Source organism: Polaromonas sp. JS666 (assembly GCF_900103405.1).
Taxonomy (GTDB): Bacteria; Pseudomonadota; Gammaproteobacteria; order Burkholderiales; family Burkholderiaceae_C; genus Polaromonas.
In genome coordinates, this window is record NZ_FNHX01000003.1 from 335,320 (window position 1) to 360,915 (window position 25,596).

Below are 25,596 nucleotides of genomic sequence, written 5' to 3' on the forward strand. Positions count from 1 at the left end.
CCGCGCGGGAGCGGCCGCTTCAGGCTTTTTTCACCACCGCATAGCGCTGCAGCGTCAGCGCCCGGGCCTCGTCGTGCTGCACGATGGGCCGCGGATAGTCCTTGCCCATGACCACACCAGCGGCCGCCAGTTCCAGCGGCGTGGCCAGCCAGGGGCTGTGGATGGCCGCAGCGGGCAGCCTGGCCAGCGCCGGCACATAGCGGCGGATGAAGCTGCCGTCGGCATCGAATTTTTCGCTCTGGCTGACCGGGTTGAAGATACGGAAATAGGGCTGCGCGTCGCAGCCCGTGCTGGCCGCCCACTGCCAGCCGCCGTTGTTGGCCGAGAGGTCGAAATCATTGAGCTTCTCGGCGAAATAGCGCTCGCCCCGGCGCCAGTCGATGCCCAGGTCTTTCACCAGAAAACTCGCCGTCACCATGCGCAGGCGGTTGTGCATATAGCCGGTCTGGTTGAGTTGCGCCATCGCGGCGTCGACCAGCGGGTAGCCGGTACGGCCCTCGCACCAGGCCAGGAACAGCGCGTCGGCACCGGCACCGCTTTCCCAGGTGATCGCGTCGTATTCGGGCTTGAACGCGCCGTGCACCGCATGCGGGAAATTGCTGAGGATCTGCGCATAAAAATCCCGCCAGATCAATTCGCTGAGCCAGGTCGCGGCGCCTTCGCCGTCCCTGTGTTCGGGGCTCAGGGCCGCTGCGGCCATCTGCCGAATGGACAGCGTGCCGAAGCGCAGGTGCACGCCCAGGTAGCTCGGCCCCTTGACGGCCGGGAAGTCGCGCGCCGTTTTGTACTGGTCCATGCGAGGCAGGAAATCCTCAAACAGCCTGTCTGCGCCCTCGCTGCCGGTCGGTATCCTGAGCGCCGCCAAGTTGGTCTTCTCAAATCCAAGTTCGGCCAGGGAAGGGACGGCGCGCCCTTCGCCAGGCATGGCGGCCAGTGCCGCTGCGTAAGGATCTATGGGATAGGCCTTGAGGTAAAAATCGTCCACCTTCTTGAGCCAGGCATTTTTGTAGGGCGTGAACACGGTGTAGGGCTTGCCCGCCAGCGTCAACACTTCTTGGCGCTCAAAGATGACATGGTCCTTGAAGCTGTGAAAGGACACGCCCCGGCTTTCCAGCGCAGCCTGCACCGCGGTATCGCGCGCCAGGGCCTGAGGTTCGTCATCATGGTTGGCAAAAACTGCATCGACCGCCCATTCGGCGGCCAGCCGCGGCACGGCCTCGCCAGCATGCCCATGCACCACGATGAGGCCCGCTTGCGCGGTGCCGTGTGCCGTACCCAGCCGCCGCAGCTGGCCGTCCAGGCTCAGCACGGAGCCGTGTATGAACTCCACGCGGCGGTCGGCGCGGGGCAGGGCGTCCAGGATGTCCCGGTCAAATACGAAGACGCAAAACACCTGCTTACAAGCTTTCAGCGCGTGGTGCAGCGCGGCGTTGTCCTGGACCCGCAGGTCGCGCCTGAACCACATCAGGCCGGCGCGGTATTTCTTTTGCATCCCGGGATGGTAGCGAAAGCGCCCCCAGGCTGCCGCCGCGGCCTTCCATGCGCGTAAAATCCGTGAATGGCCACGGATTCCGCATCGATCAACCTCACGCACCACTTCCTCATCGCCATGCCGGGGATGGACGACGAAGCGTTTGCCAAGAGCGTGGTTTACATGTGCGAACACAGCGACCGCGGCGCGCTGGGGCTGGTCATCAACAAGCCCAGCGACATCAACCTCAAAAATCTGTTCGACAAGGTCGAGTTGCCGCTGCGTCGCGACGACCTCACGCAGGCCCCGGTATTCCAGGGCGGCCCGGTCCAGACCGAGCGCGGTTTTGTGCTCCACGAATCCATGATGCCCGGCAATGAATCGGTCTATGCCTCGACCATGACGATTCCCGGCGGCCTTGAAATGACCACTTCCAAGGACGTGCTGGAAGCACTGTCCACGGGTGCCGGCCCGCGCCGGGTGTTTGTCTCGCTCGGTTATTCGGCCTGGGGCGAAGGCCAGCTCGAATCCGAGATTTCTGACAACAGCTGGCTCACCGTCGCCGCCGACGTCGGCGTGATCTTCGACACGCCGGTTGAGCAGCGCTACGACAAGGCGCTGATGCTGCTGGGCCTGCAGAGCTGGATGCTCTCTCCCGAGGCCGGCCACGCATGAGCCTGGCGGCCATGCCTTCCCTTCCGGCCACTGGCCTTCACACCTTTCTGGCTTTCGACTTCGGTCTCAAGCGCACCGGCGTGGCGACCGGCAATGTGCTCACGCGCACCGCATCGCCGCAGGCCACCATCGCGGCCGAGGGCGGCGATGCCCGCCTCAAGGCCGTCGAGGCGCGCATCAAGGAATGGCAGCCCGACGCACTGGTGGTCGGCATTCCCTTTCATCCCGATGGTGCCAGCCATGAAAATACCGTGCGGGCGCAGAAATTCGCCCGCCAGCTTCGCGGCCGCTTCGGCCTGCAGGTCTTCGAGGTCGATGAACGTTACAGCACCACCGAGGCCCTGGCCGGCGGCGCGCTTGACGCCGACGCGGCCTCGGCCTGCATCATCCTCGAGCAATTTTTAAGGAGTCTTCCATGAGCAGCCTGACATTGGACGCCGAGGCGCTGTACAGCGACCTGCTGCGCGGCATGCGCCAGCAGCTGGCATCCTATCCCCAGCCGCCCATGCTGGTCGGCGTGGCCTCGGGCGGCGCCTGGCTGGCGCAGCGCCTGCAAAAAGACCTGGGCCTGGCCGGCGAGGCCGGCATCCTGTCGTCCTCCATGCACCGCGACGATTTTTCGCAGCGCGGCCTGGCCTCCAGCGGGCAGACCTTGTTGCCCTTCGACGTCAACGGCGCCCACCTGATCGTGGTCGACGACGTGCTCTACACGGGCCGAACCATCAGGGCGGTGCTCAACGAACTGTTCGACTACGGCCGCCCCGCCAGCGTCAAGCTGGTGGTGCTGGTGGACCGCGGCGGGCGCGAGCTGCCGGTGCAGCCCGACCTCGCGGTGGCGCGGGTGGCACTGCCGGCCTCGCAGTCGCTGGAACTGGCGCGCGCCGAGGACGGCAAGTTCAGCTTCCAGGTGCAGGACCACCAGGCCTAGTCCCATTAAAAAGCCATCCAAAAATACGAGACCCATAAGAGAACAAGAGGAGTCCACACCGTGCTGTACCGACGAAACCCGCAACTCAATAAAAACGGCGAGCTGATACACCTGCTGTCCATCGAAGGCCTGCCCAAGGCCACGCTGACGCAAATCCTCGACACCGCCGCCAACTTCGTCAGCGTCAACAACCGCGAGGTCAAAAAGGTTCCGCTGCTGCGCGGCAAGAGCGTCTTCAACCTGTTCTTTGAAAACTCCACGCGTACCCGCACCACCTTCGAAATCGCTGCCACGCGGCTGTCGGCCGACGTCATCAACCTGGACATCGCGCGCTCCTCGGCCTCCAAGGGCGAGTCGCTGCTGGACACCATCGCCAACCTGAGCGCCATGGCGGCCGACCTCTTCGTGGTGCGCCACAGCGAATCGGGCGCGCCTTACCTGATCGCCCAGCACGTGGCCCCGCATGTGCACGTGATCAATGCCGGCGACGGCCGCCACGCGCATCCCACGCAGGGCCTGCTGGACATGTACACCATTCGTCATTACAAAAAAGACTTCAGCAAGCTCACGGTCGCCATCGTCGGCGACGTGCTGCACTCGCGCGTGGCGCGCTCCGACATCCACGCGTTGACCACGCTGGGCTGCCCCGAGGTGCGCGTGGTCGGCCCCAAGACCCTGGTGCCGGCCGACATGGCGCAAATGGGTGTGCGCGTCTGCAACACGCTTGAAGAAGGCATCAAGGGCGCTGACGTGATCATCATGCTGCGCCTGCAGAACGAACGCATGTCGGGCGCGCTGCTGCCCAGCAGCCAGGAGTTTTTCAAGAGCTTCGGCCTGACCCCCGAGAAGCTGCAACTGGCCAAGCCCGATGCCATCGTGATGCACCCCGGGCCCATCAACCGCGGCGTGGAGATCGACTCGGCGGTGGTCGACGGCACGCAGAGCGTGATCCTGCCGCAAGTGACTTTCGGCATCGCGGTCCGCATGGCGGTCATGGGCATAGTCGCCGGAAACGAAGCCTGAGCGGAGAAAAAAAGAATGAAGATACTCATCAAGAACGGCCGCGTCATCGACCCCGGCTCGAATTTCGACGAAACCTGCGACGTGGCGATTGCCGCGGGCCGCATCGTCTCGCTCAAAAGCACGCCCGCCGATTTCGCGCCCAACAAGACCATAGACGCCACCGGTTGCATCGTGGCGCCCGGCTTGGTTGATCTTTCGGCCCGGCTGCGCGAGCCCGGCCATGAGCATGAAGGCATGCTTGAAAGCGAACTGGCCGCGGCCGTGGCCGGCGGCGTGACCAGCCTGGTCTGCCCGCCCGACACCGACCCGGTGCTCGACGAGCCCGGCCTGGTGGAGATGCTCAAGTTCCGCGCCGAAAAGCTGCACCAGTCGCGCGTGTTTCCGCTGGGTGCGCTGACCCGCGCGCTCAAGGGCGAAACGCTGACCGAGATGGTCGAGCTGACCGAGGCCGGCTGCGTGGGCTTCAGCCAGGCCGAGGTGCCGCTGGCCAACACCCAGGTCATGATGCGCGCGCTGCAGTACGCCGCCACCTTCGGCTACACCGTGTGGCTGCGGCCGCAGGAACTCTACCTGGGGCAGGGCGTGGCCGCCAGCGGCGCGCTGGCCACGCGCCTGGGCCTGAGCGGCGTGTCCGTCGCCGCCGAGACGATCGCGCTGCACACGATTTTTGAGCTGATGCGTGCCACCGGCGCGCGCGTGCACCTGTGCCGCATCAGCAGCGCCGCGGGCGTGGCGCTGGTCGCCAAGGCCAAGGCCGAAGGCCTGGCCGTGAGCTGCGACGTCAGCATCAACAGCTTGCACCTGACCGACGTGGACATCGGCTACTTCGACAGCCGCATGCGGCTGGACCCGCCGCTGCGCCAGCAGCGCGACCGCGATGCGATACGCCAGGGCCTGGCCGACGGCACCATAGACGCACTGGTGTCCGACCACACGCCGGTCGACGAAGACGCCAAGACCCTGCCTTTTGCCGAGGCCGAGCCCGGTGCCACCGGGCTGGAGCTGTTGCTGGGCCTGGCCTGCAAATGGGGCGCCGATAGCCAGGCCGGCCTGGTCCGCGCGCTGGCGGTGCTGACCAGCGAGCCCGCGCGCGTGCTTGGCGACGCGTTGGGCACGCTGCAGGGCAGCTCGGGCCGTCTCGTCAAGGGCGGCGTGGCCGACATCTGCGTGTTCGACCCGAAGGGCGAATGGACCGTCGAGCCGGCCGCGCTGCGCAGCCAGGGCAAGCACACGCCCTTCAGTGGCCACAAGATGCCGGTGCGCGTGCGCTGGACGGTGGTGGGCGGGCAGCTCGCCTATGAAGCCGCGCACTGAAGCACGCGCAAGCCCATGAGATGGCTTCGTTTCTGCTGGACGCTGCTGCGCGCCACTGTGCACGCGGTGCAAGGCTTCTGGACGATCAAGACCGTGTTCCCCAAGCTGGAGCAGGCCGACCGCGAAGCGCGTGTGCAGGTTTGGGCCGGGGCCATGCTGCGCATCGTCGGCATCGAACTGGTGGTCAAGGGCAAGCCGCCCGCCGGCGGCCCGGTGCTGCTGGTGGCCAACCATATTTCATGGCTGGACATCCTGGTGATGCATGCCTCGCGCCACTGCCGGTTTGTCTCCAAGGCGGACGTGCGCGGCTGGCCCTTTGTGCGCACCCTGTCCGACGGCGCCGGTTCCCTGTACATCGAGCGTGAGTCGCGCCGGGACGCGCACCGGGTGGTCACGCAGATGGCCGAGCGCCTGCAGGCGGGTGACATCCTGGCGGTGTTTCCCGAAGGCACGACGGGTGACGGCATCACGCTCAAGCACTTTCATGCCAACCTGATCCAGGCTGCCATTGAAGCCTCGGTGCCGGTGCAGCCGCTCGCGCTGAAATTCATCGACGCGGCCAGTGGCGCCGTGAGTTTTGCGCCCAGCTATGTGGACGACGAAACCCTGGCCGGCTCGATCTGGCGCACGCTCACGGCGCCGCCGATCAAGGCGGTGGTGGTGTTCGGTGAACCGCAGCCTCCGCAAGGGCAGACCCGGCGCGCCTGGGCGCAGAGCCTGCGCGAAGATATCGAAAGCCTGCGCCAGCAGGCTTGAGGCACAGGTGTGGCCTAGGAGCCGTTTTCGCGCGGGAAAGTCACCACGTGGTCGACCTCGGCGCGTATGCCTATCCATTCACCGATCGCGTGGTTGTGGTGCGACGGCACGTGCGCCATCACCGTCTCGCCCGTCTGCAGCTGGAGGGTGTACAAAAACTCCGAGCCGCGAAAGGCCTTGCGCAGGATCTGCGCTTTGACCGGCGCATTGTCGTCATGCACGATGTCGTCGGCCCGTAGCAGCACGTCGCACAGGCCGTCGGCATAGGCGCCCGGCAAGGGACATTCCAGCATGTCGGTCAGGTCACCGAGCGCGGTATGCACCACCACGTCCTCGCCGCGCTGCTCGATATGGGCTTGCGCGAACACCCCGTGGCCTATGAAATCGGCCACAAAGCGGGTGGCGGGGCGATGGTACAGCGCATAAGCGTCATCCCACTGGTGCAGGCTGCCCTGGTGCATCACGCCGATGCGGTCGCCGATGGCGAAGGCCTCCAGCTGGTCGTGCGTGACAAACAGCGCCGTCGCCCCGGCGGCCTTGAGGATGCCGCGCACCTCGTGCGCCAGGCGCTCGCGCAGGTCCACGTCCAGGTTGGAAAAAGGTTCGTCCAGCAGCAGCAAACGCGGCTGCGGCGCCAGGGCCCGCGCCAGCGCCACACGCTGCTGCTGGCCGCCCGAGAGTTCATGCGGGTATCGCTTGTGCACATTACCCAGGCCCACAAGCTCCAGCACCTCACCGGCGCGCTGCTGCCGTTGGGTGGCGGGCAGGTGGGTGAGGCCGAAAGCCACGTTGTGGGCCGCGTCGAGGTGCGGAAACAGGGCGTAATCCTGGAACACCATGCCGATGCGGCGCGATTCGGCCGGCACATGGACGCCGGCGCTGCTGACGAGCTGCCGGGCCAGCGTGATGCTGCCGGCATTGGCGCGCTCCAGGCCCGCGACGGCGCGCAGCAGGGTGGTTTTGCCGCAGCCCGAGGGGCCGATCAGCACGCCGATCTCCCCCGCCTGGAGGCTGAAGGACACGCCGTCGACCGCGGGTTTTGAACGGCCGGCATAGTGCACGCCCAGCTGGGAGATATCCAGAAACATGCTGGCAATTGTAGATGCTTACAATTCTCATTTGCAGTGACCGCTGCAACACCATGGCGCGCGCAGCGAGGGGGAGGGCCTCTTGCTGCAGAGGCCTTTTTCCGGGTCCCCATGCTGCGCCGCTTTTTTTCCGCCATTCCTTCCGTCGTGCCTTCCGCCGTGCTTTTCCTGCTGGTGGCCCTGCTCACGCTGCCGGTCGTGGCCGTGGGGCTGTCCTGGCTGCAGTTCGATGCCCAGGCGCAATCCATCCTGGTCCAGATGCTGCAGACGGTGCTGCCCGACTACACCGCCACCTCCCTGCTGCTGTGCCTCAGCGTGGCTTTCGGCGTGGCACTGGTGGGCATGGCGACGGCCAGCGCTGTGACGCTGTTCGAGTTTCCGGGGCGCCGGGTGTTTGAATGGGCGCTGCTGCTGCCGCTGGCCATGCCGGCCTATGTGCTGGCCTATGCGTACACCGACTTCCTGCAGTACGCCGGCCCGCTGCAATCCTGGCTGCGCGCGTCCTTCGGCCTGCAGGGCCGGCTGCTGCCCGAAGTCCGCAGCCTGGGCGGCGCGGTGCTGGTGTTCACCGTGGCGCTTTACCCCTACGTTTATTTGCTGGCGCGCACCGCCTTGTCGGAGCGCGCCGTGCACCTGATGGAAGCGGCCCGGCTGCTGGGCGCGCCGCTCTCGCGCCGTATTCGTGGTGTGGCCTTGCCGCTGGCACGCCCGGCCGTGGCCGCCGGCGTGGCACTGGCGCTGATGGAAACCCTGGCCGACTTCGGTGTCTCCAGCTATTTCGGCATCCAGACCTTTACCGCCGGCATCTACAAAGCCTGGCTGTCCATGGACAACCGCATTGCCGCCGCCCAGCTGGCCACGGTGCTGCTGTTTTTTGTCGCGCTGCTGCTGTGGGTGGAGCACGGCGCGCAAAAACGCATGCGCTTTGCCACCGGCCGCGGCGCGCGTGCCGGCGCGCAGGACGCGGCGCCGGTACAGCTGCAGGGGGCTCGCGCCTTGTCGGCCTGGCTGGTGTGCGCCGTGCCCATCGCGCTGGGTTTTGTGCTGCCCGTGCTCTTCATGCTGCGCCCGCTCATCCTGGGTTGGGACAATCTCCTGTGGGACAAATTCTTCGGCTGGGCCTTGAACAGCGTCTGGCTCGCGGGCCTGAGCGCGCTGCTGGCCACGGGCCTGGCCTTCGGCCTGGCCTTTGCGGTGCGCCGCAAGCCGCACGCGCTGGCGCGCGCGGCGCTGCAGCTGGCTAGCCTCGGTTATGCGGTGCCCGGCGCGGTCATCGTGGTCGGCCTGCTGCTGCCCGTGGGCTGGCTGCAGGCGGCCGCGCCGCAAACCGGCGTAGGCTACTGGGTCACGGCCACCGTGCTGGGCATTGTCTGGGCCTACCTGGTGCGCTTTAGCGCCGTGGCCCTGCAAAGCCTGCAAAGCGGCTATTCGCGCATTCCCGTGAGCTTTGACGACAGCGCGCGCATGCTGGGCACGCCCGGTCTGGGCATACTCGCGCGCGTGCACTGGCCGCTGCTCAAGCGCTCGGTCGCCGCGGCCGGCCTGCTGGTGTTTGTCGATGTCATGAAGGAGCTGCCCGCCACGCTGGTGCTGCGGCCCTTCAACAGCGATACCTTGGCGGTGGTCACCTACCAGCTCGCGCGCGACGAGCGCCTGGGCGAGGCCGCCTTGCCCGCGCTGGCCCTGGTGCTGGTGGGCCTGCTGCCCGTCGCGCTGCTGAGCCGCACCTTGCGCTCCAAACAGTGAGCAGATTCAGGCCTTGGCCTTGATGTAGCGGTATTCCTGCGTGAGGCCGCCAAAGCCGTAGGCCTCCGCGCGCACGTCGTGCACATAGATGTAGCTTTCCTCGTGCACATTGCCCAGCAGCTTGCTGAAGGCGGCAAAGGCCTCGGCCACGTACTGCGCCTTCTCGTCCTTGGTGTTGGTGCCGTCCACCACCTTGATGTCGAAATAAAAGCTGTTCTTGCCCTGGCTGGCCAGCGTGCTGCCGCCCACGATCCAGTGCTCGGGCGGCACGAAGTCGATCGCGATGGCGGTGAGTTCGCGTTTCTTGCGCAGGATGCGCGTGGTCAGCTCCAGCAGGGTTTCGGCGATGGCGTTCGTCAGTTGGGGGCTGGCGGACTGGCTGACTTTGACGTTGAGGATGGGCATGTGATTTCTCCGGTGGGTTAAAAATAATTAGTTAGCTATGCAACTATTAGGGCAAAAAAAAGGAAACAGGAGGGGACGGTTTATTTGAGCGCGGAAGACACGCTCCTCACGCGGGCTACGGTTTCATCGAAGTTCTCCTTTCCGATCTGTTGCTGGATGCGGCGTGTCACCTCGCCGCTGGCCTTGTTGATGCCGGCATGCATGGCCTCGGCCTGCGCCGTGGGAAACACCGCCCAGTGCCGGCCGTCGGACTCCAGGCTCCTGCGCTCTACCAACCCCAGCGCCTGCAGGCCGTCGAGCAGGCGCGTGGCCGTGGGGCGCGAGATCGTCAGCTCGTCGGCGATCTCGTGCTGCGGCATGCCCGGTTGCTTGAGCACCAGGCGCAGCATGAAGCCCTGCGAGGGCGTGACGCCGAAAGGCTTGAAGGCCAGCGTCCACTCCTTGTCGACCAGGCGGGCCAGCGCGGTGGTATTGAAATAAAGGCAGTGGTCAAACATGGAAGGCATCGTAGCAGAAATTAATTAGCTATGCAACTACATGCGAAACTCATGGTCGCAAAGAATGCGCAAAGCCTTCATGCGGGTGCCGCAGCAGGGCTGTAAGCATGAACCTACGCCCATCGAATACGCGGGCCTACGGCGGCCGCAAGGGATAGCTCCTAAGGTGAATCCATGCCGCCCGTTGCCTGCAAGCGTGCTTGCGGTCTACGGGCGAATTCGTCAACCCTTTCGAGGAGAAAGCCATGAACCAGGAACGCATGCAAGGCAATTGGCGCCAGTTCAAGGGCAAGGTCAAGGAACAGTGGGGCAAGCTCACCGATGACGACCTTGAGGTGATCGCCGGGAAGCGCGAACAGCTGCTCGGCAAGATCCAGGAGCGCCACGGCATCAGCAAGGAAGAGGCCGAAAAACAGGTTGCCGTCTGGAAAGACCGCAACCCGACGGACTTCTTCGAGCGCTACTGAGCCGCCTCCCTTCATCCATAACGATCCACACCATCCCAAGGAGCTACCCATGAAGACCAGACTGTTGATGCTGACTGCCGTGATGTCCTGTGCTTTCGCCGGCAACGCCATGGCGTTGACCAAGGAAGAGTACAAGGCCCAGGAAGACCGTATCTCGGCCGACTACAAGGCCAGCCGCGACAAATGCGGAACGCTGAAGGACAACGCCAAGGACATCTGTATTTCTGAAGCCAAGGGCGTTGAGAAGGTCGCCAAGGCTGAACTTGAAGCGCAGTACAAGCCCAGCCCGCGCAACACCGAAAAAGTCGCCTTCGCCAAGGCAGATGCCGCTTACGACACGGCCAAGGAAAAGTGCGACGACCAGAAGGGCAACGCCAAGGACGTCTGCATCAAGGACGCCAAGGCCGCCCATGTGAAAGCCAAGGAAGACGCCAAGGTGGTGAAGACCTCGGCCGACACCAGCAAGGACAAGAGTGAAAAAATGGCCGACACCCGCAAGGAGGCCAACTCCGAAAAACGCGATGCCGAGTACAAGGCCGCCAAGGAGCGTTGCGATGCTCTGACCGGCGCGGCCAAGGACGGCTGCCAGAATGACGCCAAGACCAAGTACGGCATGAAGTAATCGGGGGCCGCGCCAGCGGCACCCGCGGGCGCACTCGCTCACAGGCAAATCCCGGCCCTGCCCCGCAGGCCGGGATTTGTCACATCTGGCGCGCCTTGCTACCCGGGCCCGCGGCTTTCCCAAGCAAGGCGCTGGGACAAGGGCGCTGTCCCGGGCCCGCTTTGGGCCGCGCTCCTAGAATGGGCACTTCGCGGCCGCCGGGATTCCCTTGCCGCCCGCCCCCTACCAAAGGCCTTAATGCTTGTTCAGGATGGTTTGCCCGCGGGCCAGCGACTGCCTGCGCTGCTGGTCATCATTCTCGGCATCGTCATGGCGGTGCTCGACGGCACCATCGTCAACCTGGCGCTGCCCGACATCACGCGCGAGCTCAATGCCACGCCCGCGCAGTCCATCTGGGTCATCAACGCCTACCAGGTCGCCACGCTGGCATTGCTGCTGCCCCTGGCCACGCTGGGCGACATCGTCGGCTACCGCCGCGTCTACCTGGTGGGCCTCGCGGTGTTCACGCTGGCCTCGGCCGCCTGCGCGATGGCCGACTCGCTGACCACGCTGGCGCTGGCCCGCGTGCTGCAGGGCCTGGGCGCGGCCGGCCTCATGAGTGTGAACACGGCGCTGGTGCGCCTCATCTATCCCAGGCACCTGTTGGGCCGCGGCATCGCGATCAATTCGCTGGTGGTGGCCACGGCCTCGGTGGCGGGGCCTTCGGTTGCGGCGGGCATTCTTTCGGTGGCTTCCTGGCCCTGGCTGTTCGCGCTCAACGTGCCTTTCGGCCTGTTGTCGGTGTGGCTGGGCCGCAAAGCCCTGCCCGACAACCCGTCCAGGGCTGAGGGCCTGCGCCTGGCCCCGCTCGATGTGTTGCTCAATGCGCTGATGTTCGGCCTGGTGTTCCTCGGCGTCGACGGCCTGGGCGTGCGCGCCGAGGCCGTGCCGGGCGGCGCGCCCGCCGCTTCGCTGTGGCTGCCGCTGGCCGAACTGGCCGCCGGCATTGTCGTCGGCGTGATCTATGTGCGGCGCCAGCTGGCTCAACCCCTGCCGCTGTTCCCGCTGGATTTGCTGCGCATTCCCGTCTTCGCGCTGTCCATGGGCACCTCGATCGGTGCTTTCTGCGCGCAGACCCTGGCTTATGTGAGCCTGCCTTTCCTGCTGCTGGGCCACTACGGCTTCAGCCACCTGCAGGCCGGCCTGCTGCTGACGGCCTGGCCGCTGGCCATTGTGGTGGCGTCGCCGGTGGTAGGGCGGCTGATAGGGCGCTACTCGGGCGGCCTGCTGGGCAGCCTGGGCATGGCCTTGCTGGCGCTGGGCCTTGCCCTGCTGGCGGTGCTGCCGACGCATCCGTCGCAGCTCGACATCGTCTGGCGCATGGCGCTGTGCGGCGTGGGCTACGCCCTGTTCCAGTCACCCAACAACCACACCATCATCACCTCGGCGCCGCCGCATCGCAGCGGCGGCGCCAGCGGCATGCTGGGCACGGCGCGCCTGACCGGCCAGACGCTGGGCGCGGTCCTGCTGGCGATGATTTTTGCGATGTTCGACCCGCAGGGCGGCCATGGCTCCTTTGTGGCGCTGTGGCTGGCGGCCGGCTTCGCGGCGCTGGCCGGCGTCTGCAGCGGCCTCAGGATGCGGCAGGTTTAAGTACGCGCGACCGCGGCAGCCTGCTGGATGGTTTGCAGCGTGACGCGCCCCAGGGGCTGGCCCTGCTCGCCCACAATCGCGGCCTCATTGGCACCCGCATCCAGCATGGCCGACAAGGCATCGCGCAGCGGCGTTGCGGCCGGCAGGCGCGGTGCGCCAGCGGCGGGCGTGCCGCTTTCCACATAAGGGCCGGCCGTCAGCAGGGCCAGCCGCTTGAGCGAGCGGTCGCCGCCCACAAAGGCTTCGACAAAGGCGTCGGCCGGGTGCGAGAGGATGCGCTCCGGCGTGTCGTACTGCACCACCTTGCCGCTGCGCAGGATGGCGATGCGCGAGCCCATGCGTATGGCCTCGTCGATGTCATGCGTGACAAACACAATGGTCTTGCCAAGCTCGCGCAGTATGCGCAAAAACTCGTCCTGCAGGCGCGCGCGCGTGATCGGGTCTATGGCGCCGAAGGGCTCATCCATCAGCATCACCGGCGGGTCCGCCGCCAGCGCCCGCGCCACGCCCACACGCTGCTTCTGCCCACCCGAGAGCTCGCGCGGAAAACGGTTGCGGTAGATGGCCGGATCCATATGGACCAGCGCCAGCAGCTCGTCCACACGCTTGGCGATGCGGGCCGAATCCCAGCCCAGCATCCTGGGCACGGTGGCCACGTTCTCGGCCAGGGTCATGTGCGGGAACAGGCCCACCTGCTGGATCACATAGCCGATGGAGCGGCGCAGCTCCACCGCATCGATTTTGGTGACGTCGCGACCGCCGACTTCGATGCGGCCCGAGTCGGGCTCGACCATGCGGTTGATCATGCGCATGGTCGTGGTCTTGCCGCAACCGGAGGGGCCTATCAGCACGCAGATTTCGCCGGTGTTGACGGTCAGCGAAAGCCCGTCGACGGCCGACTGGGCGCTGCCGCCGAAGGACTTGGTGAGGCGGTCCAGTGTGATCATGCGCGAAGCCCTTGCGGAGTCATGCGGCGCTGCAGCGCGCCAAAAAGAAAATCGGTGCCCAGGGCCAGCAGCGCCACCGGGATGGCGCCCACCAGCAGCTGGGGAACAGCCATCATGGCGATGCCGGCGGTGATGAAGTCGCCCAGCCCGCCGCCGCCAATAAAGGCCGCCAGCACGGCGCCGGAAATGATTTGCACCGCCGCCGTGCGCAGGCCGGCAAAGATCACCGGCATGGCCATGGGTAACTCGACGCGCCATAGCAGGGCGGCGCGTGTCATCCCCATGCCGATGGCGGCATCCACCGCATCCGCGTCCACGCCGCGCATGCCGACGATGGTGTGCGTCACGATGGGCGGCAAGGCGATCAGCGTGAGGGCGAACAGCGCCGGCGCGAAACCGGTGCCCAGTATCGGCATCACCAGCGCCAGCACGGCCAGCGAGGGCAGGGTGCGCCCCACATTCGCGGCATTCACCACGGCCAGCGACAGGCCGTTCTTGCGCGCGACGGCAATACCGGCCGGAATGCAGACCAGCGCGGCGATCAGCAGCGCCGAGGCCGACAGCGCGACATGCACCCCCAGCGCGCGGTAAAACTGCGCGGGGTGCGACAGGACATAGTTCCAGGCGTCGGCAAGCATCAAGGCCTCTCGGTGTTCAGGCTGCGCGCCGGTTTTTCAGCCGACGCTCGAGCAGGGCCAGGCCCAGGTCGACGACGACGGAAAGCAGGCAGACCGTCAGCGCGCCGGTCCAGATCTTGGCCGGGTGGTCGCTCGCGATGCCGTTGAAGATCAGCGTGCCCAGCCCGCCCGCATTCACGTAGGCGGCCACCACCGTCACGCTGATCACGGTCACGGCCGAAACGCGCAGGCCGGCCACAATCAACGGCAAGGCCAGCGGCAGCTCTATGCGCCGCATGATCTGCGCCTTGTTCATGCCCATGCCGCGCGCCGCGTCGATGATGTCGGCCGGCACCTCGCGTATGCCGGTGGCCACGCTGCGGATGAGGATCATCAGCGAGAAGGCCACCATGGTGATGATGGCGTTTGCGCGGCCCAGGCCCACCACGGGAATCAGGAAGGCCAGGAAAGCCAGCGTCGGAATCGTGTACAGAAAGCCCGAGACCGTCATCACCGTGCCATAGAGCTTTTCACGCCGCGCGGCGACGATGCCGATCACCAGCGAGATGGCGAAAGCGATGGCCAGGGCCGTCAGCGAGATCGCGACGTGCTCCCACAGCGAGTGCAGCACGTCGGGCCAGTTGCGCAAAAACCAGTTCATGCGCCCGCCGCCTTGGCGCTTTCAGGGCCGAACACGCCCGCGGCGACGGCGCTCTGGATGCGGTCTATGTCCGGACCCAGCGGACGGTCCTGGTCCAGCATGGGAACCAGCTTGCGCACCTGCTCAAAGGTGCGCCGCGTGCCTTCGCCCATCTGGGCGGGTTTGAGTTCGCGCAGGTCCACCGCCTGGGCCGCGACCAGCAGCTCGATGGCGATCAGGTAGCGCAGGCGCTCCACCAGTTCACCGAGTTTTTCCGCCACGCCCAGCGCCATGCATGCATGGTCTTCGAGTGCTTCGGACACCGGCAGGTAATCAAGCGAGCCGGGATTGGCGCGCAGCCGCACCTCGGCCCAGAGCGCGGTCAGGGTTTTTTGCACCGTCGCAAAACCCGAATGGGCCGGGCCGTGGCGCGTGAGCTGCAAGGGCAGGCCGGTCAGCGCCGGCGACATGAAACGCTGGCTGCGCGAGACCGACATGCTGGCCGCCTGTGCCAGCGCGATCGCTGAGGCGTCCAGCGCCAAAGCCAGGGCTGGCACGTGGAAGTTGCCGTTGGAAAGCATCACGCCTTGCTCGGTGAGCACCAGCGGGCTGTCGGCCGCGCTGTTGAGTTCGATCTCGACCTGCGCGCAGGCCGCATCCACCATGTCGCGCGCGGCGCCATGCACCTGCGGCACCACACGCATGGACACCGGGTCCTGCACACGGCGCGCGGCATCCGGCTCCAGCAGCGCGCTGCCCTTGAGCAGCTCGCGCAGCCGGCGCGCCACTTCCACCTGGCCGGCGGCGGGGCGGGCTGCCACCGCCGCGGGGTGCAGCGGCGACAGGTTGGCCCGGAAACCTTCATAACCGAGCGCTACGGCGGCCAGCCAGGCGTCCAGCGCCACCTGGGTGTCGTGCAGCACCAGCGCGGCGCGCGCCGTGGTGGCCGCGTTGGCGCTGATCAGCGCCAGGCCGTCCTTGGCGCCCAGGCTCACGGGCTGCAGGCCCGCGCGTTCCAGCGCGGCGGCGCCGTCCAATACTTCACCGCGCACCTCGGCCTGGCCCTCACCGAACAGCGGCAAGGCCAGGTGAGAAAGCTGGGGCAGGTCGGCCACGCCTATGGAGCCGAAGCGCGGCACCACCGGATGCACCTGGAAATTCAGCAAGTTGATGCAGGCGTCCAGCACCGCCGGGGAGACACCCGAGCCGCCGCGCGACAGGCCCGCGATGCGCGCAAACTGCATGGCGCGCACGGACGTTTTGTCATAAGCCGGGCCCACGGCCACGGCCCGGGCGCGCACGGCGCGGCGCTGGTAGTCCTCAAGGTCGCCTTCGGCCAGCACCGCACCGGTATTGGCGCCCAGTGCGGAATTGAGGCCGTAAATCGCCTGGCCCGAGGTGGCCAGGCGCATCACCAGTTCGCGCGCCGCGACGACACGCTCGCGCGCCTGGGGCGCCAGCGAAACGGGCTCGCCGCTGCGCGCCACGCGCACCAGGTCGTTGATGCCCAGCCATTGTTCCCCGACCGCGACTGTCATGGCGTACGAACTTTCACGGTGATGGTGCGGGGAGCGTCAAAGAAAGAAGGCTTACTTGACCAGTCCCTTGGACTTCAGGAAGTCGCGGGCCACGTCCTTGGGTTCGAGCTTGTCGCCGTCAACCTGGTAGTTCATCTGGGCCATGGAGGACTCGTCGAGCAGGGCGCTCACGCGGTTCAGCACGTCACCGATCTTGGGGTTGGCGTCCAGCACTTCCTTGCGGATCACCGGAACCACAAAATACGGTGGCCACAGGCTCTTGTCGTCGCGCAGGCGCTTGAGCTTCATGGCGCTGATCATGCCGTCGGTGGAGTAACCGTTGACGACCTGGATCTGGTCGTTCTTGAGCGCCTGGTAGCGCAGGCCTATGGCCATCTGCAGGTCTTCGCCGAAGACCATGTCGTACTTGGCCTTCAGGCCCGGCAGGCCGTCCTTGCGGTCGCGGAACTCGGGGCCGGCGCCGACCTTCAGGTCCTTGGCGGCCTTGGCCAGGTCGGACAGGGTTTCAAGCTTGAGCTTCTGCGCGGTGTCGGGGCGCACCACCATCACATAGCCGTTGTTCAGGTTGGACTGGTTGAGCAGCACAAAACCCATCTTCGCGTAGCCTTCCTTGACCTTGTCGTACACCGCCTTGGCGTCGGTCATGGGCTCCTGCTTGAGCACGGCCAGCAGCATGGTGCCGGTGTATTCAGGGTAGAAGTCGATCTGCTTTTCTTCCATCGCCTTCTGGGCGATCAGCGTGCCGCCCAGGTTGAGCTTTTTCTCGGTCTTGATGCCCGCGGCGTCCAGCGCCTGCGCGTAGATTTCGGCCAGCACGAACTGCTCGGTGAAGTTTTTGGAGCCGACGCGCACGGCTTGCTGGGCGTGGGAGGCGAGCGGCGCGAAAGCGGCCATCGCGAACGCGGACAAGGCCAAAAGTTTGCTGATCTTCATGGGGGTCTCCGAAAGAAGTTGAAACGAGGAATCTTCTGGCCCGTTGCATGCACATCCCGTGCCCGAAAAGCACGCCATCCTGGTGCCATTAGCACCCCAACTTGTATATACAACCTAATAATAGTAGCATATGGTAATAGTGCGTGCAAGACGGAAAATCACCCGGTGATAGCCGATTCCCGCATAAGCCAGACAACAGCCGGAAGCCCTGCCGCCGGCATTTTTTTGCCCCATTCCCGGTCTAGGCCCCGGCCCTACCTCCAGTGTCTTTTCTTCCTTCCGTTTCCCTCCTGAAAGCCAGCGTGCCTGGCGCCATGGTGTGTGTGGTCATCGCGCTGGCGGCGACCTTTCTGTCCGAACATTACGGCGGACCCCAGCTGCTGTATGCGCTGCTGATAGGCCTGGCCTTCCATTTCCTCAACAGCAACCCCAAGGTCAAGACCGGCGTGGACTTTTGCGGCCGTACGCTGCTGCGCGTCGGCGTGGCCCTGCTGGGCGCGCGCATCACGCTGACGCAGGTGGCCAAGCTGGGCGTGGGGACGGCGCTGGTCATCGTGGCGGCGGTGGCGCTGACCATCGCCTTCGGCCTGCTGCTGGCGAAATGGCTGAAGCGCCCGCGCGAGCAGGGCGTGCTCTCGGGCGGCGCCGTCGCCATCTGCGGCGCGTCCGCCGCGCTGGCGATTTCCTCGGTGCTGCCGCAGACCAAGGAGAACGAGCGTTTTACGCTGCTGACCGTGGTCGGTGTCACGGTGCTCTCCACCCTGAGCATGATTCTGTACCCCTTTGCCTTGAAGCTCATAGGCCTGGCGCCCGCGCAGGGCGGCATCTTCCTGGGCGGCACCATCCACGACGTGGCGCAGGTGGTGGCGGCCGGCATGATGCTGGGCCCCGAGGTCGGCGACACGGCCACCGTGGTCAAGCTGTTCCGCGTGATGCTGCTGATGCCCATCGTGCTGCTGATCGCCATCAGCTACCGCAAGCACCCCGATGCCAAGGCGGTGGACGAGGAAGTGCCGCTGGTCCCCGGTTTCCTGCTGGCCTTCATCGTGCTGGTGTTGCTGGCCACCATAGGCGCTTTTACGCCGGCCATGACCCAGGCCGCCAGCGACACCTCGCGCTGGCTGCTGGTCACCGCCATCGCGGCGGCGGGCATCAAGACCAGTTTTGAAGACCTCATGAAGCTGGGCTGGCAGCCCGTGGCCATGCTGGTGGGTGAAACGATTTTTATCGCCGCGCTGGTGCTGGGCGCGGTGATGGCGCTGCGGCTCGGCTTGTAAGCCTGCGCCTCAGGCGGCCGGCGCCTGCAAGCCCGCCGCGCGGTGCACTTCCACGCGTATCTCTTCGGTCAGCCGTGCCTTGAGTTCGGTGAACACCGGCGTGGTCTTGACCGAGTAGTGGCGTGGGTGTGCCAGCGGCACGGCGACGTCGCACTTGATGCGGCCGGGCCGCGCGCTCATCACCACCACACGGCTGCCCATGAAGATGGCTTCGTCGATGTCGTGCGTCACAAACAGCACGGTTTTCTGCTCGGCCTCCCAGATGCCCTGCAGCAGCTCCTGCATCAGCTCGCGCGTCTGGTGGTCCAGCGCGCCAAAGGGCTCGTCCATCAGCAGGATGCGCGGGTTGTTGGCCAGGGCCCGCGCCAGCGCGGTGCGCTGCTGCATGCCGCCTGAGAGCTGCTTGGGGAAGTGGTTTTCAAAACCCTGGAGCCCCACCTTTTTGATGAACTGGTGGGCGATGTCCAGCTGCGCGTCCAGCGCCAGGCCTTTTTCGCGCAGGCCGAAGCAGACGTTTTGCAAAATGCTGAGCCAGGGAAACAGGGTATAGCTCTGGAACACCATGCCGCGGTCGGCGCCCGGGCCGGTGATGGGTTTGCCGTCCAGCACAATGCTGCCGCTGCTGGGCGTGTCCAGCCCGGCCACCATGCGCAGCAGGGTGGACTTGCCGCAGCCCGAGGGGCCCAGGATGGTGATGAAGTCGTTCTCGGCGACGCTCAGGTCCGTTGCTTGCAACGCCACGGTACCCGGGCCCTTGCTGGCCGCGAAGGTTTTCGACAGCTGGGTGACGGTCAGTATCGGTGTGGAAGAAGTCATCGGCCTAGCTGTGCCCACGGAAAGAGTTTGCGATTGAGCGCTTTAAATGCCAGGTCGGTCACCAGGCCGAAGACACCGATCACGATGATGCCGAAGATGATCTGGTCGGTCGCCAGCAGTGCCTGGCTGTCGGTGATCATGTGGCCTATGCCGCTGGACGCGCCAATCAGCTCCGCGACGATCACATAGGTCCAGGCCCAGCCCAGCACCATGCGCAGGGTCTCGGCGATCTCGGGTGCGGCGCTGGGCAGCAGCACGCGCACCACGATGCCGCGGTCGGCGGCGCCCAGCGTATAGGCCGCCTCCACCAGGTCGCGCCGCGTGTTGCCCACGCTCACGGCAATCATCAGCACCAGCTGGAAGAAGGAGCCGATAAAAATCACCGACAGCTTTTGCGCCTCGCCAATGCCGGCCCAGAGGATGAGCAGCGGAATGAAGGCCGATGCCGGCAGGTAGCGCGCAAAGCTCACAAAGGGCTCAAAAAAAGCCTCAACAGGCTTGTAGGCGCCCATCATCACGCCCAGGGGCACGGCCAGCAAGGCGGCAATCGCAAAACCGCCCAGCACGCGCCAGACCGTCATGCCGATGTCCTTGATGAAACCCTGGTTCACCAATAGCTCGTAGCCCGACCTCACCATGGTGATGGGGTCGGCCAGGAAGGTCTTGGAGACATAGCCGCCCAGCGTGAAGACGGCCCACACGGTAAAAAACAGAACGAAGAAGCTCATACCCAGCGCGATGCGCGCGCCGGGGGAGACGGGTTGCAGGGGCCGCATGCGTTCGCGCTTACTTCAAGAAGCGTGTATCAGCCAGCTTGCCCATATCGGGCAGCGACTTGATGATGCCCGCTTCCATCAGCAGCTCGGCGGCTTCCTTGCTGAAGGCGGCATGCTCGCCGGCAAAGAACTTCTGGTTGGCGGCGCGGTCCTGCCAGCGCAGGTACTTGGACGAGGCCTCAAAGGCTTCGCCGCTTTGCTTCACGTCAGCGCCCATGATCTCAAAGCTTTTCTTGGGCTCTTTCTGGATCATCTCGACGGCGTCGAAGTAGCTGTCGGCCAGGGCCTTGGCGGCCTTGGGGTTTTCCGCCAGGAACTTGGGCGTGCAGCCGAAGGTGTCCATCACCATGGGGTAGTCCAGCGTGGTGGCGAGTATCTTGCCGGCCTCGGGTTTGGCACGCACCGCGCCAAGGTACGGTTCGTACGTCATCGCGGCATCAATGCCGTCGGTGCCCGCGATCATGGCGTTGGCCGCGGCCTGCGGTTCGAGGTTGACGACCTTCACGTCCTTGGTGCTCATGCCGTTTTTCTTGAGCATCCAGGCCAGGGCGAAGTAGGGCGAGGTACCGGGCGCGCTCGCGGCCACGGTCTTGCCCTTGAGGTCGCTGATCTTGGCAATGGCGGGTTTCACCACCATGCCGTCGGCGCCGTAACTTTTGTCGAGTTGGAAGATCTGCGTGGTGGCCACGCCGTTGGCATTCCACACCACCCAGGTCTCCACCGTGGTCGCGGCGCACTGCACGTCACCCGAGGCAATCGCGAGGTGCCGGTCTTTTTGCGGGATCTTCTTGATGGAAACGTCCAGCCCGTTTTTCTTGAAGATGCCGGCTTCCTTGGCCAGGGTCAGCGGGGCAAAACCCGTCCAGCCCGAAATGCCGACGGCGACCTTGGTCTCCTGCGCGTGGGCGGCGCCCATGGCAAGGGCGGCAGCGGCGGCCAGCAGGGAGAGGGCGAGTTGTTGTTTCATGAAGAGGCTCCTGTGTAGATAGCGGTTGGAATACGGCTAATGTATGCAGGCTTCATGCCAGCCGCAAGGCGGTTAACTCGGTGATTTGCGCCTCTCCGGCCAGGCCTATGCGCCCGCCCGCCACCAATTGGTGCACGCTTTCAATGTCGGGCGCCAGGCTGCGGTCATGCATCATGGCCGGCGAGACCTGGCGCACCAGTTGCAGCACGCCTTCAAGCACCGCCGAGCTTTTGAGCGGGCGCAAAAACTCAATGCCCTGCGCCGCGGCCAGCAGCTCGATGGCCACGATGTATTCGGTATTGCGCAGCATGGGCTGCAGCCGGCGCGCCGCGAAGGTGGCCATGCTCACATGGTCTTCCTGGTTGGCCGAGGTGGGCAGGCTGTCCACGCTGGCCGGATGCGCCAGCGACTTGTTTTCCGAGGCCAGTGCGGCAGCGGTGACATGCACGATCATGAAGCCGGAGTTCAGGCCGGGCTCGGGCGTCAGGAAAGCCGGCAAGCGCGAAGCCACGGTGTCCACCAGCATGGCGATGCGGCGCTCGGTGATGGCGCCGATTTCGGCAATCGCCACGGCCAGCGCATCGCAGGCCAAGGCAACCGGCTCCGCATGGAAGTTGCCGCCCGAGAGCAGTGTCTCGTCCTCGGCAAACACCAGCGGGTTGTCGGTCACCGCATTGGCTTCGCGCATCAGCACCTCGGTGGCATAGCGCATCTGGTCCAGGCAGGCGCCCATGACTTGCGGCTGGCAGCGCAGGCAATAGGGGTCCTGCACGCGGTCGTCGCCTTCGAGGTGCGAGCGGCGTATCTCGCTGCCCACCATGATGGCGCGGTAAGCGGCGGCGCAGGCGATCTGCCCCGGCTGGCCGCGCACCGCGTGGATGCGCGGGTCAAAGGGGCCGTCGCTGCCGCGCGCGGCATCCAGCGTGACGGCGCCTGAGATCACGGCCGCTTCAAACAACCGGTCGGTGGCCAGCAGCGCGTCCAGCGCGAGCGCGGTCGACACCTGCGTGCCGTTGATCAGCGCCAGGCCCTCTTTGGCCGAGAGCTTGACCGGCGTGATGGCGGCTTGCTTGAGCGCATCGGCGGCGGCCATGCGTTTGCCTTGGTAGAAGACCTCGCCTTCGCCAATCAGCGGCAGGCACAAATGGGCCAGCGGCGCGAGGTCGCCGGATGCGCCCACCGAGCCCTGGCAGGGAATCACCGGTGTCAGCCCCTTGTTGTACAGCGCCATCAGCGTGTCTATGACGGTTTCGCGCACGCCCGAGTAACCGCGCGCCAGGCTCGCGGCCTTGAGCAGCAGCACCAGGCGCACCACGCGCTCGGGCATGGGCTCGCCCACACCCACGGCATGCGAGCGCAGCAGGTTGAGCTGCAGGGTCTCCAGGTCGGCCTGCGCAATGCGCTGGTTGGCCAGCTTGCCGAAGCCGGTGTTCACGCCGTAGACGGCATCACCACCGTGGGCGGCTTTTTGCACCAGGGCCGCGCTGGCACGTATGCCGGCCGTGGCGGAAGGGTCGATTGCGAGCGTCTGTGGCTGGGTGTGGATGTCGCGCAGCTGGGCCAGGGTCAGCCGGCCGGGTTGGATGGTAAGGGTCATGGTGTTGCCAGGATGAAAAAAGTGAGGGGAGGCGCGCTTACTCGGGCTTGATGTTTTTTTGCCGTATCACCTCGGTCCAGCGTTGGGTGTCGGCCTGGATCGCGGCGGCCAGCTCGGCGGGCTTGCCGGGTGCGGCATCCATGCCCAGTGCGGCCAGTTTTTCCTTGAGCGCGGGCGTTGCGAAGAGCTTGCCGGTTTCGCCGTTGAGTTTGTCGATGACGGCGCGCGGCGTGCCGGCGGGCACCATCAGCGCATACCAGGACACGGCCTCAAAACGCTGCAGGCCCTGCTCGGCAATCGTCGGTGTCTCGGGCATCACGGGCGAGCGCTTGAGGCTGGCCACACCCAGCGCGCGCAGCTTGCCGCTCTTGATGTGGGGCAGCACCGAGGACATCTGCGCGAACATCATGGTGACCTGGCCGCCCAGCAAATCATTGAGCGCCGGGCCTATGCCTTTATAAGGCACATGCAGCAGCTGCACGCCGCCGTTCAATGCCAGCAACTCCCCGGCCAGGTGCGCCTGGCTGCCGGCGCCCGGCGAGGCAAAACTGATGCCGCCGGGTTTTTGCGCGGCCATCGCGAGCAGCTCCTTGAGCGAGCGGGCCGGTACGGCGCTGTTGACCACCAGCACGTTCTCCACCGTGGCCAGCATGGTGACGGGCGCGAGGTCGGCGGCCTTGTAGGGCAGGTTGGGATACAGCGCCGGGTTGACCGCGATATTGCCCAAGGGGACGATGGCCAGGGTGTAGCCGTCGGGCGCCGCCTTGGCGGCCTGCTCAATACCGATGTTGCCGGCCGCGCCCACCTTGTTCTCGACCACGGCCGGCTGGCCCATGGCTTCTGACAGGCCTTGGGCCAGCACGCGGCCCAGCGCGTCGACCGGGCCACCGGGCGGAAACGGTGCGATGACGTGCAGCGGCTTGGACGGGTAGGTCTGTGCCGCGGCGCCCAAGGAGACGGCGGCCATCAGCAAGGCCAGAAATGCGGATCGTGTGAACAGCTGCATCAGATCTCATCCAGTGTGGGCGCGGGCCCGCCGTCCATGGCCGCCAGCGGCGTGTAGTCGTTAGGGTCGGGAAAGGCAAAACCCGCAAGCAGCAGGCGCTGCATCAGCGGCGCGAGTTCGGCTGCCGTGGCGCTGGCCAGCAAGGCGGCGCGCAAGGCTTGCAGCGTTTCAGCCGGCAAGGCAGCGGTGGCCACCAGCGGCGGAATCGGCAGCGGCGCTGTACTGGCCAGTGTGCGTACCTGCGCCGCAAAACCCGGGTCGTGCGCCTTGAGCAGGTCGTGGTAATAGCTGTCCAGCGGGCCGGCGTCTATGCGGCCTTCGGCCAGCGCCGCGATCACGCCGCGCGCGTTGATCAGTTCGCCCACGGCCTGGCGGTACAGGCGCGAACCTTTGGCCTGGCGGTAGGGCGCGAGGTGGTGGCGCAGCGCCACGCCGCCCGACATGGAATCGGCCAGGGTGTAGCCGATCACACCGCCGAAAGTGTCTTCGAGTGTGCGGTAGGGTGCATCGGCGCGCACCACGATGTCCGTGAAGTAGACCGGTTTGCCGCCATAGCGGGCCGGCGAAGGAATTGGCGCGGCGACCAATGTGGGCCGCTCGCCGCGCTGTGCGAAGGGCAGGCCGCACATCATGGCCAGGCCCAGGTCGTTGCGCGCCCACAGCACGGACAGTGGCGCGGGCGCGTCGTAGTCGATCAGGTCCCAGGGCAGGCCCGCGCGCGCCATCACCCAGGCCAGCAAGGCCTTCCAGTCGGCCTTGACCGCCGGCGTGGCCGAATACATGCGGGCATTGGCGACCAGCGCCTGCGTGGATTTCACGGCGTGCACCATGCCGGCCCCTTCAGCGAAAGCGCAGCTTTTGCCCCAGGCCCATGCGTTTGGCTTTTTCCAGCATGAAGGCGCCGAGCGCGATGTCCGACAGCGAGAGGCCGCGGTGCCAGAACAGATTGGTCTCGTCATCGCTTTCGCGGCCGGGCTTGAGGCCCGCGACGATCTGGCCCAGCTCGGCATGCAGCGTGGCCTCCGACAGCTTGCCGGCGTCCACATGGGCGCGAAGCGCGCCCAGCGGGCCGGCCTTGGCCTGGCCCCAGTCGTCCATCACCATCTTGTCCATGATGTCGGTCAGCGAAAGCTCGACCGCGCTCATGGTGCCGTAGGGAATCACACAAGCGCCTTTTTTGATCCACTCGGTCTTGAGCATGGGCGTGGGTTTTTCCAGGCGCGAGGCCTCGACCACGATGTCGGCGCCGCGCACGCAGGACTCCCAGTCCTCGGTCACGGTGATTTTTTTGCCCAGGTCTTTTTCGAGTTTGGCGGCAAAGGCCTTGCGGCTTTCGGGCCGGCGCGAATGCACGCGGATCTCGTCGAAGTTATAGATGGAATCGAGCAGGCGCACGTTCCAGTAAGAGGTGCCGCGCGCGCCTATGTGGCCCAGGATTTTCGAGTTCTTGCGCGCCAGGTGCTTGGCGCCCAGCGCGGTGATGGCGCCGGTGCGCATGTCGGTGATGTCCGAGGCGTCGATGATGGCGATCGGCGAGCCGTTCTTGGGATCGAACAGGTTGAGCACGGCCAGCTCGGACGGCAGGCCCTGTTCGTAGTTCTTGTAGAAGTCGCCCACCACCTTCACGCCGGCCAGGCCCAGCGGGCGTATATAGCCACGCAGCACATTGAAGTGGCCGGGGTAGTCTTTCTCCGGCACCAGGTGCATGCGCGGCTCGATCGTCGTCTGCTTGTTGCCCTGCGCGTGCAGCGCCTGCTCGACGGCGGCGATGATCTCGGCATCGGTCAGGGCCAGGGCCTGGACGTCGGGGTGGTTCAGATAGGTGAGATGGATCTCGGCGGTGCTGTCGGACATATCG

At 65.9% G+C, this 25,596-nt stretch carries 27 protein-coding genes; 11 read left to right on the plus strand and 16 right to left on the minus strand.

Annotated elements, in window-relative coordinates; translation table 11 throughout:
* Window positions 1-19: 19 nt before the first annotated feature.
* On the minus strand, window positions 20-1,492 hold the full coding sequence (locus BLQ85_RS09780; protein WP_074576314.1) for a cryptochrome/photolyase family protein: 1,473 nt from the start codon (window positions 1,490-1,492) through the stop codon (window positions 20-22).
* Window positions 1,493-1,558: 66 nt separating this feature from the next.
* On the opposite strand from BLQ85_RS09780, the gene BLQ85_RS09785 reads away from it, so the two are divergent.
* Genes BLQ85_RS09785 through BLQ85_RS09810 form a run of 6 tightly spaced genes read left to right on the plus strand, consistent with a single transcriptional unit; the run spans window position 1,559 to window position 6,167 of the window.
* Window positions 1,559-2,146, plus strand: coding sequence for a YqgE/AlgH family protein (locus BLQ85_RS09785; protein WP_007864998.1), 588 nt, complete (start codon window positions 1,559-1,561; stop codon window positions 2,144-2,146).
* A complete protein-coding gene (gene ruvX / locus BLQ85_RS09790; protein ID WP_074576316.1) occupies window positions 2,143-2,565 on the plus strand; it encodes a Holliday junction resolvase RuvX in 423 nt (140 codons plus the stop codon). Before BLQ85_RS09785 ends, ruvX begins: the two co-directional genes overlap by 4 nt.
* Window positions 2,562-3,074 carry a bifunctional pyr operon transcriptional regulator/uracil phosphoribosyltransferase PyrR gene (gene pyrR / locus BLQ85_RS09795; RefSeq protein ID WP_007865001.1) on the plus strand — a complete coding sequence of 171 codons (513 nt, stop codon included), beginning with the start codon at window positions 2,562-2,564 and terminating at the stop codon, window positions 3,072-3,074. Before ruvX ends, pyrR begins: the two co-directional genes overlap by 4 nt.
* A gap of 60 nt (window positions 3,075-3,134) precedes the next feature.
* On the plus strand, window positions 3,135-4,097 hold the full coding sequence (locus tag BLQ85_RS09800; RefSeq protein WP_007865003.1) for an aspartate carbamoyltransferase catalytic subunit: 963 nt from the start codon (window positions 3,135-3,137) through the stop codon (window positions 4,095-4,097).
* Window positions 4,098-4,112: 15 nt separating this feature from the next.
* A complete protein-coding gene (locus tag BLQ85_RS09805) occupies window positions 4,113-5,411 on the plus strand; it encodes a dihydroorotase (RefSeq protein WP_074576318.1) in 1,299 nt (432 codons plus the stop codon).
* 15 nt (window positions 5,412-5,426) lie between these two features.
* Complete coding sequence (locus BLQ85_RS09810) at window positions 5,427-6,167, plus strand: lysophospholipid acyltransferase family protein (protein WP_074576320.1); 741 nt, start codon at window positions 5,427-5,429, stop codon at window positions 6,165-6,167.
* Window positions 6,168-6,181: 14 nt separating this feature from the next.
* Here the strand turns inward: BLQ85_RS09810 and BLQ85_RS09815 are convergent, their stop codons facing one another.
* On the minus strand, window positions 6,182-7,255 hold the full coding sequence (locus BLQ85_RS09815; RefSeq protein WP_074576322.1) for an ABC transporter ATP-binding protein: 1,074 nt from the start codon (window positions 7,253-7,255) through the stop codon (window positions 6,182-6,184).
* 111 nt (window positions 7,256-7,366) lie between these two features.
* On the opposite strand from BLQ85_RS09815, the gene BLQ85_RS09820 reads away from it, so the two are divergent.
* Window positions 7,367-9,001 carry an ABC transporter permease gene (locus BLQ85_RS09820; RefSeq protein WP_074576324.1) on the plus strand — a complete coding sequence of 545 codons (1,635 nt, stop codon included), beginning with the start codon at window positions 7,367-7,369 and terminating at the stop codon, window positions 8,999-9,001.
* Between the two features lie 6 nt (window positions 9,002-9,007).
* Here BLQ85_RS09820 and BLQ85_RS09825 read toward each other — a convergent pair whose 3' ends face one another.
* Entirely contained in the window at window positions 9,008-9,406 is a 399-nt protein-coding gene (locus BLQ85_RS09825) for a tautomerase family protein (RefSeq protein ID WP_074576326.1), read from the minus strand.
* Between the two features lie 80 nt (window positions 9,407-9,486).
* The gene (locus tag BLQ85_RS09830; protein ID WP_074576328.1) at window positions 9,487-9,903 is read right to left on the minus strand and encodes a MarR family winged helix-turn-helix transcriptional regulator; all 417 of its coding nucleotides are present in this window, start codon (window positions 9,901-9,903) and stop codon (window positions 9,487-9,489) included.
* A gap of 245 nt (window positions 9,904-10,148) precedes the next feature.
* On the opposite strand from BLQ85_RS09830, the gene BLQ85_RS09835 reads away from it, so the two are divergent.
* The 3 genes from BLQ85_RS09835 to BLQ85_RS09845 all read left to right on the plus strand — a co-directional run bounded on the left by BLQ85_RS09835 (window position 10,149) and on the right by BLQ85_RS09845 (window position 12,624).
* Window positions 10,149-10,370, plus strand: a complete 222-nt coding sequence (locus BLQ85_RS09835) for a CsbD family protein (protein ID WP_074576330.1) — start codon at window positions 10,149-10,151, stop codon at window positions 10,368-10,370.
* A gap of 49 nt (window positions 10,371-10,419) precedes the next feature.
* Window positions 10,420-10,992 carry a hypothetical protein gene (locus tag BLQ85_RS09840; protein WP_074576333.1) on the plus strand — a complete coding sequence of 191 codons (573 nt, stop codon included), beginning with the start codon at window positions 10,420-10,422 and terminating at the stop codon, window positions 10,990-10,992.
* Between the two features lie 237 nt (window positions 10,993-11,229).
* Entirely contained in the window at window positions 11,230-12,624 is a 1,395-nt protein-coding gene (locus BLQ85_RS09845) for an MFS transporter (RefSeq protein WP_074576336.1), read from the plus strand.
* On the opposite strand, the gene BLQ85_RS09850 is transcribed toward BLQ85_RS09845, so the two are convergent.
* Genes BLQ85_RS09850 through BLQ85_RS09870 form a run of 5 tightly spaced genes read right to left on the minus strand, consistent with a single transcriptional unit; the run spans window position 12,621 to window position 17,299 of the window.
* Window positions 12,621-13,571 carry an ABC transporter ATP-binding protein gene (locus BLQ85_RS09850; protein ID WP_074576338.1) on the minus strand — a complete coding sequence of 317 codons (951 nt, stop codon included), beginning with the start codon at window positions 13,569-13,571 and terminating at the stop codon, window positions 12,621-12,623. The genes BLQ85_RS09845 and BLQ85_RS09850 overlap by 4 nt on opposite strands.
* Complete coding sequence (locus BLQ85_RS09855) at window positions 13,568-14,209, minus strand: ABC transporter permease (RefSeq protein WP_074576340.1); 642 nt, start codon at window positions 14,207-14,209, stop codon at window positions 13,568-13,570. The genes BLQ85_RS09850 and BLQ85_RS09855 overlap by 4 nt, the downstream gene beginning before the upstream one ends.
* A 16-nt stretch (window positions 14,210-14,225) precedes the next feature.
* Window positions 14,226-14,849 carry an ABC transporter permease gene (locus BLQ85_RS09860; RefSeq protein ID WP_074576342.1) on the minus strand — a complete coding sequence of 208 codons (624 nt, stop codon included), beginning with the start codon at window positions 14,847-14,849 and terminating at the stop codon, window positions 14,226-14,228.
* Window positions 14,846-16,366 (minus strand): HAL/PAL/TAL family ammonia-lyase, encoded by a 1,521-nt coding sequence (gene hutH / locus BLQ85_RS09865; RefSeq protein ID WP_074576344.1) that lies wholly within the window; start codon window positions 16,364-16,366, stop codon window positions 14,846-14,848. Before hutH (BLQ85_RS09865) ends, BLQ85_RS09860 begins: the two co-directional genes overlap by 4 nt.
* 51 nt (window positions 16,367-16,417) lie before the next feature.
* Window positions 16,418-17,299, minus strand: coding sequence for a glycine betaine ABC transporter substrate-binding protein (locus BLQ85_RS09870; protein WP_074576346.1), 882 nt, complete (start codon window positions 17,297-17,299; stop codon window positions 16,418-16,420).
* 314 nt (window positions 17,300-17,613) lie between these two features.
* Here BLQ85_RS09870 and BLQ85_RS09875 point away from each other — a divergent pair, with 314 nt between their 5' ends.
* Window positions 17,614-18,576: a YeiH family protein gene (locus BLQ85_RS09875; protein ID WP_074576348.1), complete on the plus strand. Its 963-nt coding sequence runs from the start codon at window positions 17,614-17,616 to the stop codon at window positions 18,574-18,576.
* A 9-nt stretch (window positions 18,577-18,585) separates the two neighbouring features.
* Here BLQ85_RS09875 and BLQ85_RS09880 read toward each other — a convergent pair whose 3' ends face one another.
* The 7 genes from BLQ85_RS09880 to BLQ85_RS09910 are packed head-to-tail and all read right to left on the minus strand — an operon-like array spanning window position 18,586 to window position 25,592.
* Window positions 18,586-19,392 (minus strand): ABC transporter ATP-binding protein, encoded by an 807-nt coding sequence (locus BLQ85_RS09880; protein ID WP_074576350.1) that lies wholly within the window; start codon window positions 19,390-19,392, stop codon window positions 18,586-18,588.
* A complete protein-coding gene (locus tag BLQ85_RS09885) occupies window positions 19,389-20,168 on the minus strand; it encodes an ABC transporter permease (RefSeq protein ID WP_074576352.1) in 780 nt (259 codons plus the stop codon). The genes BLQ85_RS09880 and BLQ85_RS09885 overlap by 4 nt, the downstream gene beginning before the upstream one ends.
* Window positions 20,169-20,178: 10 nt before the next feature.
* The gene (locus BLQ85_RS09890) at window positions 20,179-21,135 is read right to left on the minus strand and encodes an ABC transporter substrate-binding protein (protein ID WP_074576355.1); all 957 of its coding nucleotides are present in this window, start codon (window positions 21,133-21,135) and stop codon (window positions 20,179-20,181) included.
* Window positions 21,136-21,187: 52 nt separating this feature from the next.
* Window positions 21,188-22,732: a histidine ammonia-lyase gene (hutH, locus tag BLQ85_RS09895; protein WP_074576357.1), complete on the minus strand. Its 1,545-nt coding sequence runs from the start codon at window positions 22,730-22,732 to the stop codon at window positions 21,188-21,190.
* Window positions 22,733-22,769: 37 nt separating this feature from the next.
* The gene (locus tag BLQ85_RS09900; RefSeq protein WP_074576359.1) at window positions 22,770-23,738 is read right to left on the minus strand and encodes a Bug family tripartite tricarboxylate transporter substrate binding protein; all 969 of its coding nucleotides are present in this window, start codon (window positions 23,736-23,738) and stop codon (window positions 22,770-22,772) included.
* Window positions 23,738-24,556: a phosphate/phosphite/phosphonate ABC transporter substrate-binding protein gene (locus BLQ85_RS09905; RefSeq protein ID WP_254806394.1), complete on the minus strand. Its 819-nt coding sequence runs from the start codon at window positions 24,554-24,556 to the stop codon at window positions 23,738-23,740. The genes BLQ85_RS09900 and BLQ85_RS09905 overlap by 1 nt, the downstream gene beginning before the upstream one ends.
* Before the next feature lie 22 nt (window positions 24,557-24,578).
* Window positions 24,579-25,592: an ornithine cyclodeaminase family protein gene (locus BLQ85_RS09910; RefSeq protein ID WP_074576364.1), complete on the minus strand. Its 1,014-nt coding sequence runs from the start codon at window positions 25,590-25,592 to the stop codon at window positions 24,579-24,581.
* Between the last annotated feature and the right edge of the window lie 4 nt (window positions 25,593-25,596).